Origin of the sequence: Acinetobacter sp. UBA3025, assembly GCF_002367915.1 — a bacterium.
GTDB lineage: Bacteria > Pseudomonadota > Gammaproteobacteria > Pseudomonadales > Moraxellaceae > Acinetobacter.
Map to the genome: position 1 here is coordinate 1 of NZ_DFDO01000082.1, position 8,206 is coordinate 8,206.

Sequence of the window (8,206 nt, forward strand, 5' to 3'; positions counted from 1 at the left end):
GAATTGTACATATTGCTGATTATCCGTAATGAGCGCATGTTGCTGGAAATGATCCAGGATAGTGATAAGGCTTTTCCTGAACATCTGGCATTCTTTATGTTGCATCATCTGCATCACCCTGAACGTACTGTCCTTTTTCATCAGATTGAAGAACGTCTTTCTACAACAGGTGTTGGAATTCAGCATCTGTTTAGCGAACTTTATCAGGTGCGCAAACAGCGCTTACGTCTGATTATCCGTATGACTGAAAGCTATCTGGCTTCAATCAATAGCAGCATGTCGGTGCGTGATTATCTGGCCTCAATCTGGTCATTGACCCATGGTGCAGCTGCTAACCTTAACTCCAGTTTCTACCAGCGCTATCTTGGTTCACGCGATACCTTGCGCGTTGCCCTTATTGATCAAGCTTTAGCTTTACCGAAACAGGTCCATCCTGCCGAGTAGTTCGCCTAAGAGTTGCCTATGATCAGATCACATCACGCCTCCATTCGTGGATTCACTCTAATCGAAGTGATGGTGGTGATTGTGATTATGAGTATTATGGCATCACTAGTTGTATTGAATATTGGTGGGGTAGATCAGCGCAAGGCAATGCAGACGCGGGAAGTCCTGTTACTGGATTTGCAGCGGATCTTGCGGGAAGCTAATGATCAATCCCGTATTCTTGCGCTTGATGTTCAGGCTGCCACTGATATTTCACCATTTCGCTACGGGGTCGTGGAATATCGTTCACCTAATCAGGCAGAACCGACTTTAAATCAGCAGAAATGGCAAAGTTATGCGGAGTTTAATCTGCGCAGTTTACCGGAACAGGTCTCTTTCCGGATTCAGCCTTTAGAGCAGCGTTATAATAATGCCCAAAATCGGGATCTTACTGAAGCCAATGCACCCAAGCTGATCTGGTTAGGCAATGGTGAAGTTAAACCGGTCAGAATCCAGTTTTATCTGGAAGATCGTGAAGTAGGCAATCCGATTGAAATTGATCACTTGGGTAAAGTCCATGAAAGCTAGGGTTTTCAAGCAGAGTGCCGGAGCTGATGTAATCAAGTCATTTAAGTCAAATGCTGATCGTGCGCACTCCGGGCATAGCTCTTCGTCTTGCGCAGCGGTGAAACAGCATTTCACTCATCGCGGCTCCTCAAGCACAGCTTTTGGACTTTCTTGCGCGACAATGCCGCTCAGGTCGAGTATTACTCGAGTTAATCGTGCCTCAGGATTTACCTTGCTGGAAGTGATGGTTGCGCTGGCGATTTTTGCCACAGCAGCTATGACCCTGACTAAAGTTGCCATGCAATATACCCAATCGACTTCGAATGCCATTTTGAGAACCCAAGCTCAGTTTGTTGCCTTGAATGAAGCGGCACTGATGGAAATCAATCAGCAGTGGCTCACTGGTACTGAATCTAAACAACTCACCCAGCAGGGCGAAACCTGGCAAATTGATAAGCGCAGTGAGCCTACTGTAAGTCCTAATGTACAACGTATTGAATTACAGGTGAGTCTGGTCAACACTGAAACTGGTCAGGCAGAAAATGGAATTAGCAGCTTGATGTTCTTTAATCACCGGATGAATGAAGCGCCATGAAGTCAAAGGGATTTACGCTGGTCGAACTACTGGTTGCTATTGCTATTTTCGCCGTACTGTCTGCTCTAGGCTGGAAAGTATTTGATTATATTATACAAACCAAAGACCGTAATGCGGTGCATGAACAGCGCTTAAGTCAGTTGCAAGATACTTATCAGCAGATCTTGCGTGATACGGTACAGGCGGTGCCTTTAACGGCCAATATTAATGGTGATATTCAGCCGGCACTGGTTTTGCAAAACGGTCGTTTTAACTTTAGTAAGACTGGAGTTACCGATCCTCTGGAAGAGGGAATTTCTCCAGATGAACGGGTTGAATATCAGTACCGGGCAGATGAACAAAAACTATATCGCTTGAAATACCGGAATTTAAACCAGACCGGTCGTGATCAACCTGAATCCAGTGTGTTGTTGTCCGATGTTGAGCAGTTTCAGATCGTAGTGCTTAATCCGAATGAAATGACCCAATGGCCAGACTCATCATTTTATTTAAATCAGGTTGAGCAAAAACAGCGCTTGCCCAAAGGCATTAAAATCAACTTAATGGTTAATGGGGTCAGTTATGAGTGGATTTTCAGTTTATTGAATACAGATTTCCTGCTTGAAACCCAAAAGTTAACCTGACAAAGAATAATAAAATGCAGATGAACAAAGCAATGATGATCAAACAGCAGAAGGGGATTGCTCTGATTACCATTCTGGTGATGGTGGCTCTTGCAACTATTTTGGCTGCGACTATTGCTAAACGTCAGGCTGCAACTGCTGAAAGTACCGCTTATTTAATGCGACAAAACCAGTCTTTGATGTATGCCAAAAGTGCTGAAGCGTTTTTTTCTGAATTGCTGGTCGATGACGCAGAGAATGCAGCAGAATTTGATCATTTAAATGAAACCTGGGCGCAACCAATGCCGGCTTTTCCGGTTGAAGATGGCTATGTCTCGGGAATATTGCAAGATGAGTCGGGTAAGTTTAATTTAAATAGCCTGATTACAGCAGAAGGCACAGTGAATGAAAATGCTAAAGCCTGGTTTGAGTTGATATTAAAACGTGCTGGATTGCCAGAGCAGTTGAGTGAAGCCGTGATCGACTGGCAGGATGAAGATGAAATGCCGAGTGGACCAATGGGTGCAGAATCCAATTATTATCAGGGCTTGCCGAATGGTTCTCTGCCTCCGAATGCCAAATTTCATAGCGTTGAAGAGCTGAAACTGGTACGAGGCTTTGAAGAAAATAAGTACAAACTAATTGCACCTTATCTCAGTGCTGCACCTGTAGAAGACAGTACAGTCAATATTAATACTGCATCTGCATTTCTTTTGGCGAGCATGGATGAAAAGCTAGATGTGAATGCTGTGCAGCAATTGCTGGATCGCCGTCAGGCGAATCTGGAATATTTTACCAATGTGGCTGATCTCTGGACACTAGAACCCTTTGCCCAGGTGGATGCAGCCAAACACAACCTGTTTAATAACCTGCTTGGAGTACAATCCAATCACTTTAAAGCACGTATCGAAGTGATGCTGAGTGAACGTAAACGTCAGTTTAGTAGTGATCTGGTGCGGCAGGACAAGAAGGTTTATATTGCCTATCGAAGCATGGCGCCTTTTTAAAATACCGCCATTTAAGGATGCTCTCATTTCTTGAATTTAATCTGTTTTCGCTTTAATCCCTTTTCCCTATCATGATGAACTGCAAAATTAATCCTCATAAGTTTACTTTTGCTTTATAATTGAAATTAATTCACCTATTTTTTTGACGACATTACGGCATATGTTAATTCGTAAGTTATTTAAGTTTGAAAATGCTCATATTGTGCGTAACTGCACCTCGGATCGCTGTAAACGTTCGATTCATGGTCACAGTTATAAAGTTGAGTTATTGCTGAAAGCGTCGAAGTTGGATCATGGCCAGATGGTATATGATTTTGGTCTGCTCAAAGGGGTGATTAAGGATTTTTTTGATTCTTTTGACCATGCGATCTGCTTTTGGCAAAAAGATGATCCTGAATATATTCAGGCATGCAAGAATTTTAGTGCACGCTGGGTATCTTTGCCGGTTTCGCCATCTGCAGAACAATTTTCACGTATTTTCTTCTTTCTGGCTCAACAGGTGTTGGCATCCACCATTACTCAGAATGGTGAAGGCGATGTTGAAGTTTACTCTGTAATTGTCCATGAAACTGATACCGGCTATGCGCAAAGCTTCCTGGAAGATATTCAAAATACACAGATGGGTCCACTTAGCCTGGAACAGATTGAATTCTCGGAGCAGGTGCGTGCAGAATGGACAGATCCAGAGATGTTTGCGAAACTGAAACAGGGTCTTCCATTTCATAATCCGGCTGTGGATCTGCAAGTCCAGCCTTAAAAATTCGAATATAAACGCAGACTGACATAGATTTAGGATTGAAGCATGTCTTTAAATGAACAGCAAATTGCCAAACTGAATAAAGTTCAGTTAGATGACAGCTGGAAATATGGACTCAGTGAGTTTTTATTGAGTCCAAAAATGGATGCGTTAAAAACGTTTTTAATTGAAGAAAAAAAAGCAGACAAGGTGATTTATCCTCCGAATCACCTGATTTTTAATGCTTTAAATACGACGCCATTAGATCGGGTTAAAGTGGTCATTATTGGTCAGGATCCTTATCATGGCCCGAATCAGGCGCATGGTTTAAGCTTCTCGGTGCAAAAAGGGGTTGCATTACCTCCATCTTTACGTAATATTTTTCATGAGTTACATAATGATTTAGGCGTAAAAATCCCTAAACATGGTGATTTGACTTATTGGGCGGAACAGGGTGTACTTCTGCTCAACGCTGTACTGACTGTAGAGGCAGCACAGCCAACTTCACATCAGAAACGTGGTTGGGAAGAATTCACAGATCACATCATTGATGTATTGAATGAACAACGTGAACATATCGTTTTTATTCTTTGGGGCGCATACGCACAGCGTAAAGGACAGCGCATTGATCAAAATAAACACCTGATCTTAAAGGCGGCACATCCTTCGCCTTTGTCAGCAAACCGCGGTGGTTTTTTTGGTTGTAAAGTTTTTTCGAAAACGAATAATTATCTCAAACAACATGGCATTGAGCCTATAGATTGGCAGCTGGACGCATGACTTATTCTCCTGTAACTAAACCTTACCATCCGGACCTGATTGTTGAACAAGCCAATAATGGCTGGCGCATTGTTCGCCTGAATCGTCCAAAATCATTACACGCTTTAGATGAATCTCTGGTTTCAGCATTGCTAGAAGTCTTTCAGGACTTTCATACAGATGACAGCGTAAAAGCGATCTGGCTGGATTCAACTACGCCTAAAGCATTTTGTGCCGGTGGCGATGTACGTAAGCTGCGTCAGTTAGTAATTAATGATGAAGTGGCAACCGCCAATAAGTTTTTTGAACAGGAATATGCGCTAGATTTATTACTGCATAACTATGCCAAGCCGGTATTGGTGTGGGGTGAAGGTTATGTTATGGGTGGTGGTTTAGGCCTGTTTATGGCGGCTCCATTCCGTTTGGTGACGCCGTATTCGCGTCTGGCGATGCCTGAGATTAATATCGGTTTATATCCAGATGTGGGTGCAACCCGATTTCTGGCAGACCGTGGAGCGATTGGACTGTTTACTGGTTTAACGGGTTCCATCATGACTGCTGCCGGTGCTTACGGCATTGGCTGGGCAACCCATATCTGTGATGCACAGCGTGCTTCAGTTTTGGATAAAGTCATAAATATAGACTGGGAACATTATCCAGCTGGCGATTTCCGTGCGATTGATGACACCTTGAATAGTATGCATCGTCCGGTAGGCCCGGGTCCTCTGCAAAACTCACTAGATGTAATCCATAGTGTATGTCGTGGCGTAAACTTCGAGCACGATTATGAATCGATTATTGGTTTAAGTGATGCGCGCAGTGACTGGTTGCGTCAGGCCAGTGAAAACCTGCAAAAAGGTTCTCCTGCAACCGCAGCTTTAAGCTGGTTATTATGGCAATGGGGTAAACAGGTTCATTCCTGGAATGAAATTTTTGAACTGGAAACCCAGATTTCAGACTGGAAAATCCGTCATCCTGATTTTGTGGAAGGCGTACGTGCACGTCTGGTCGATAAAGATCTATCTCCAGAATGGCAAAAAGGCAGTGATTTAAGCCTGAAAGGCATTCTGTCTCAGAATCCACCGGTAACCACCATTGAAAGCTGGAATGAGCTACTCAAACACTATGGTGTGATTTAAGTCTGAATGTCCGAAACACAATTTACCGATGAGTACTGGATGCAGCTTGCTTATGAGCAGGCTGCACTTGCTGCTGAGCAGGGTGAAATTCCTGTGGGTGCCGTGATTGTCAGCCAAAATCAGGTTATTGGCCGTGGCTACAATGCGCCTATTTCTTTAAATGATCCGACTGCCCATGCTGAAATCGTAGCATTACGTGAAGCCTGTCAGAACCTGAAAAACTACCGCCTGCCTGAAGATGCTGTCCTCTATGTAACTCTGGAACCGTGCACCATGTGTGTAGGTGCATTGGTGCATTCGCGTATTTCACGGGTCGTTTTTGGTACAAATGAGCCCAAAGCAGGTTCTTTGGTGAGTGCACGCAAGCTTTTTGAGACTGGCTACTATAATCATGTATTTCTATTTGACTCGGGCTGTATGCAGCAGCAGTGTGCTGAGCAGTTGAGTGCATTTTTCAAGTTGCGTCGTGAACAAAAACGCCAGCTGAAATTGCAAGAAAAATTACTGAATGCTCATAAATAAATCGAATCTAATTCGTTAAACTTTGCTCACTTTAAAATCATTTATTTTCAGGAAAAAGAAAAATGAAAAATGCGATTCAGGTAAAAAAAGAATTCCCAGCAGCGATTGATAAGGTTTTTGAATTACTGTCTAAACACGATGCTTATAACGTGGCTTTTGCGCCAATGCAGGTGGAACGGATTAAGGATTCGGCAGACCCTGAACGCCCAGATGGTGTGGGTTCTGTGCGTAGCATGGGTTTTGGTCCAGTCAAGCCGCTAAAAGAGCAAATTACCTTGCTAGAGCCGAACTCCCGTATTGAATACAAGATCGTAAAGAATCCTTTGATTAAACATCATTTGGGTATTATTGAGTTTGAAGCATTGGACGATAACAAAAGTCTGGTGACTTATACGATAGAATTGCAGGCACGTCTTCCATTTGTCAGTAAATTAATTCTTGCACAGCTTAAAACAGGGATTAAACTAGCCCTCGCAAAACTTGCAAAATCTGTATAAATAACGGGAAAGTAATGACAGTTCAAATTATTACCATTGATGGTCCAAGTGGATCTGGCAAAGGCACACTGGCTGCAAAACTTGCAGCACATTACCATTTTCATTTACTGGATTCAGGGGCTTTGTATCGTTTATTAGGACTGTCATTGCATCACCATAATTTACTCGATGAACTGGATACTAAACTGGCTGAATGCGTACAAATTGCAACAAATTTGGATATCCAATTTGTCAGCACTGAATCAGGTGTTCAGGTATGGCTGAATGGTGAAGATGTCTCCCAAACTATCCGTACCGAACGGGTGGGTGAGTATGCTTCAAAAGTTGCTGCAATTCCTGAACTTAGAACTGCTCTGGTGGCCCGTCAACATGCTTTTGCTCAAGCTCCTGGTCTAGTGGCAGATGGCCGCGATATGGCGACCAGTATCTTCCCAGATGCACAAGCCAAGATTTATTTGACAGCTTCGGCTGAATCCCGTGCGCAAAGACGTGTAAAGCAGTTGCAGGGTATGGGGCTGGATGTTAAAATAAACGACATTTTAGCTAATATCGAAGCGCGGGATAAACGAGATATGGAACGCACTGTCGCTCCGCTCAAACCTGCTACTGATGCGTACATCATCGACAGTTCAGATCTGAATATCGATGAAGTATTCAAGCTGATGACCACGTATGTGGATCAGCAATTAGCTCAATAACCCTATTATTTCAGCAGACGCATAGCTTGATCAGTTTTATATGGACTATGTAGATGCTTAATTAAACCGGCCTTGTCTGATCCAAGACCGCTGACTTTATCGGATATATCATGACCGAATCTTTTGCAGCCCTCTTTGAAGAAAGCGAATTAAACCTCAACGTTGAAAAGGGTGCAGTCATCCAAGGCGTTGTAGTAAGCATCGACTCTGATTGGGTAACTGTTGACACTGGCCTTAAATCTGAAGGCGTTGTTGACCGTGCTGAGTTCTTAAATGAACAGCGCGAACTTGAAGTTCAAGTTGGCGACACTGTAGACGTAGTTGTTGAAGCACTTGACAATGGTATGGGTCAAACAGTTCTTTCTCGCGAAAAAGCTAAACGCGCTGAGACTTGGACTAAACTTGAAAAAATCTTTGAAGACGGCGAAATCGTTACTGGTGTTATCTCTGGTAAAGTTAAAGGCGGTTTCACTGTTGACATCGGTCCAGTTCGTGCGTTCCTTCCAGGTTCTTTAGTTGATACTCGTCCTATTCGTGATACTACTCACTTAGAAGGCAAAGAGTTAGAATTTAAAGTAATCAAACTTGACGCTAAACGTAACAACGTTGTTGTTTCACGTCGTGCTGTTATGGAAGCTGAATCTTCAGCTGACCGTGAAGC

The 8,206-nt window shown here is 43.2% G+C and carries 12 protein-coding genes; all 12 read left to right on the forward strand.

The window, feature by feature from the left end; translation table 11 throughout:
* A partial coding sequence (locus B4J23_RS03225) for a TetR/AcrR family transcriptional regulator (RefSeq protein WP_291358744.1) occupies positions 1 to 444 on the forward strand: 444 nt, incomplete at its 5' end.
* A gap of 18 nt (positions 445 to 462) precedes the next feature.
* Positions 463 to 1,011: a pilus assembly FimT family protein gene (locus B4J23_RS03230; RefSeq protein ID WP_034170572.1), complete on the forward strand. Its 549-nt coding sequence runs from the start codon at positions 463 to 465 to the stop codon at positions 1,009 to 1,011.
* A complete protein-coding gene (gene gspI / locus B4J23_RS03235; protein ID WP_291358745.1) occupies positions 1,001 to 1,585 on the forward strand; it encodes a type II secretion system minor pseudopilin GspI in 585 nt (194 codons plus the stop codon). Before B4J23_RS03230 ends, gspI begins: the two co-directional genes overlap by 11 nt.
* Positions 1,582 to 2,208 (forward strand): type II secretion system minor pseudopilin GspJ, encoded by a 627-nt coding sequence (gspJ, locus tag B4J23_RS03240; protein ID WP_291358746.1) that lies wholly within the window; start codon positions 1,582 to 1,584, stop codon positions 2,206 to 2,208. Before gspI ends, gspJ begins: the two co-directional genes overlap by 4 nt.
* Before the next feature lie 14 nt (positions 2,209 to 2,222).
* Positions 2,223 to 3,194 (forward strand): type II secretion system minor pseudopilin GspK, encoded by a 972-nt coding sequence (gene gspK, locus B4J23_RS03245; RefSeq protein WP_291358747.1) that lies wholly within the window; start codon positions 2,223 to 2,225, stop codon positions 3,192 to 3,194.
* A gap of 160 nt (positions 3,195 to 3,354) precedes the next feature.
* The gene (locus B4J23_RS03250) at positions 3,355 to 3,951 is read left to right on the forward strand and encodes a 6-pyruvoyl trahydropterin synthase family protein (protein WP_180011506.1); all 597 of its coding nucleotides are present in this window, start codon (positions 3,355 to 3,357) and stop codon (positions 3,949 to 3,951) included.
* A gap of 45 nt (positions 3,952 to 3,996) precedes the next feature.
* The gene (gene ung / locus B4J23_RS03255; RefSeq protein WP_291358748.1) at positions 3,997 to 4,710 is read left to right on the forward strand and encodes a uracil-DNA glycosylase; all 714 of its coding nucleotides are present in this window, start codon (positions 3,997 to 3,999) and stop codon (positions 4,708 to 4,710) included.
* Positions 4,707 to 5,828 carry an enoyl-CoA hydratase/isomerase family protein gene (locus B4J23_RS03260; RefSeq protein WP_208461787.1) on the forward strand — a complete coding sequence of 374 codons (1,122 nt, stop codon included), beginning with the start codon at positions 4,707 to 4,709 and terminating at the stop codon, positions 5,826 to 5,828. Before ung ends, B4J23_RS03260 begins: the two co-directional genes overlap by 4 nt.
* 6 nt (positions 5,829 to 5,834) lie before the next feature.
* Positions 5,835 to 6,350, forward strand: a complete 516-nt coding sequence (gene tadA / locus B4J23_RS03265) for a tRNA adenosine(34) deaminase TadA (RefSeq protein WP_005236129.1) — start codon at positions 5,835 to 5,837, stop codon at positions 6,348 to 6,350.
* A gap of 62 nt (positions 6,351 to 6,412) precedes the next feature.
* Positions 6,413 to 6,847, forward strand: a complete 435-nt coding sequence (locus B4J23_RS03270) for an SRPBCC family protein (RefSeq protein WP_291358749.1) — start codon at positions 6,413 to 6,415, stop codon at positions 6,845 to 6,847.
* 14 nt (positions 6,848 to 6,861) lie between these two features.
* On the forward strand, positions 6,862 to 7,545 hold the full coding sequence (gene cmk, locus B4J23_RS03275; protein ID WP_180179578.1) for a (d)CMP kinase: 684 nt from the start codon (positions 6,862 to 6,864) through the stop codon (positions 7,543 to 7,545).
* A gap of 110 nt (positions 7,546 to 7,655) precedes the next feature.
* Positions 7,656 to 8,206, forward strand: a 551-nt coding sequence (locus B4J23_RS03280) for a S1 RNA-binding domain-containing protein (RefSeq protein WP_291358750.1), incomplete at its 3' end; no start/stop codon positions are given.

Excerpts from the sequence above, each read along its gene's own strand:
- B4J23_RS03230 (WP_034170572.1), top strand. The coding sequence starts at position 463 with ATGATCAGATCACATCACGCCTCCATTCGTGGATTCACTCTAATCGAA.
- gspI (WP_291358745.1), top strand. The coding sequence starts at position 1,001 with ATGAAAGCTAGGGTTTTCAAGCAGAGTGCCGGAGCTGATGTAATCAAG.
- gspJ (WP_291358746.1), top strand. The coding sequence starts at position 1,582 with ATGAAGTCAAAGGGATTTACGCTGGTCGAACTACTGGTTGCTATTGCT.
- gspK (WP_291358747.1), top strand. The coding sequence starts at position 2,223 with ATGCAGATGAACAAAGCAATGATGATCAAACAGCAGAAGGGGATTGCT.
- B4J23_RS03250 (WP_180011506.1), top strand. The coding sequence starts at position 3,355 with ATGTTAATTCGTAAGTTATTTAAGTTTGAAAATGCTCATATTGTGCGT.
- ung (WP_291358748.1), top strand. The coding sequence starts at position 3,997 with ATGTCTTTAAATGAACAGCAAATTGCCAAACTGAATAAAGTTCAGTTA.
- B4J23_RS03260 (WP_208461787.1), top strand. The coding sequence starts at position 4,707 with ATGACTTATTCTCCTGTAACTAAACCTTACCATCCGGACCTGATTGTT.
- tadA (WP_005236129.1), top strand. The coding sequence starts at position 5,835 with ATGTCCGAAACACAATTTACCGATGAGTACTGGATGCAGCTTGCTTAT.
- B4J23_RS03270 (WP_291358749.1), top strand. The coding sequence starts at position 6,413 with ATGAAAAATGCGATTCAGGTAAAAAAAGAATTCCCAGCAGCGATTGAT.
- cmk (WP_180179578.1), top strand. The coding sequence starts at position 6,862 with ATGACAGTTCAAATTATTACCATTGATGGTCCAAGTGGATCTGGCAAA.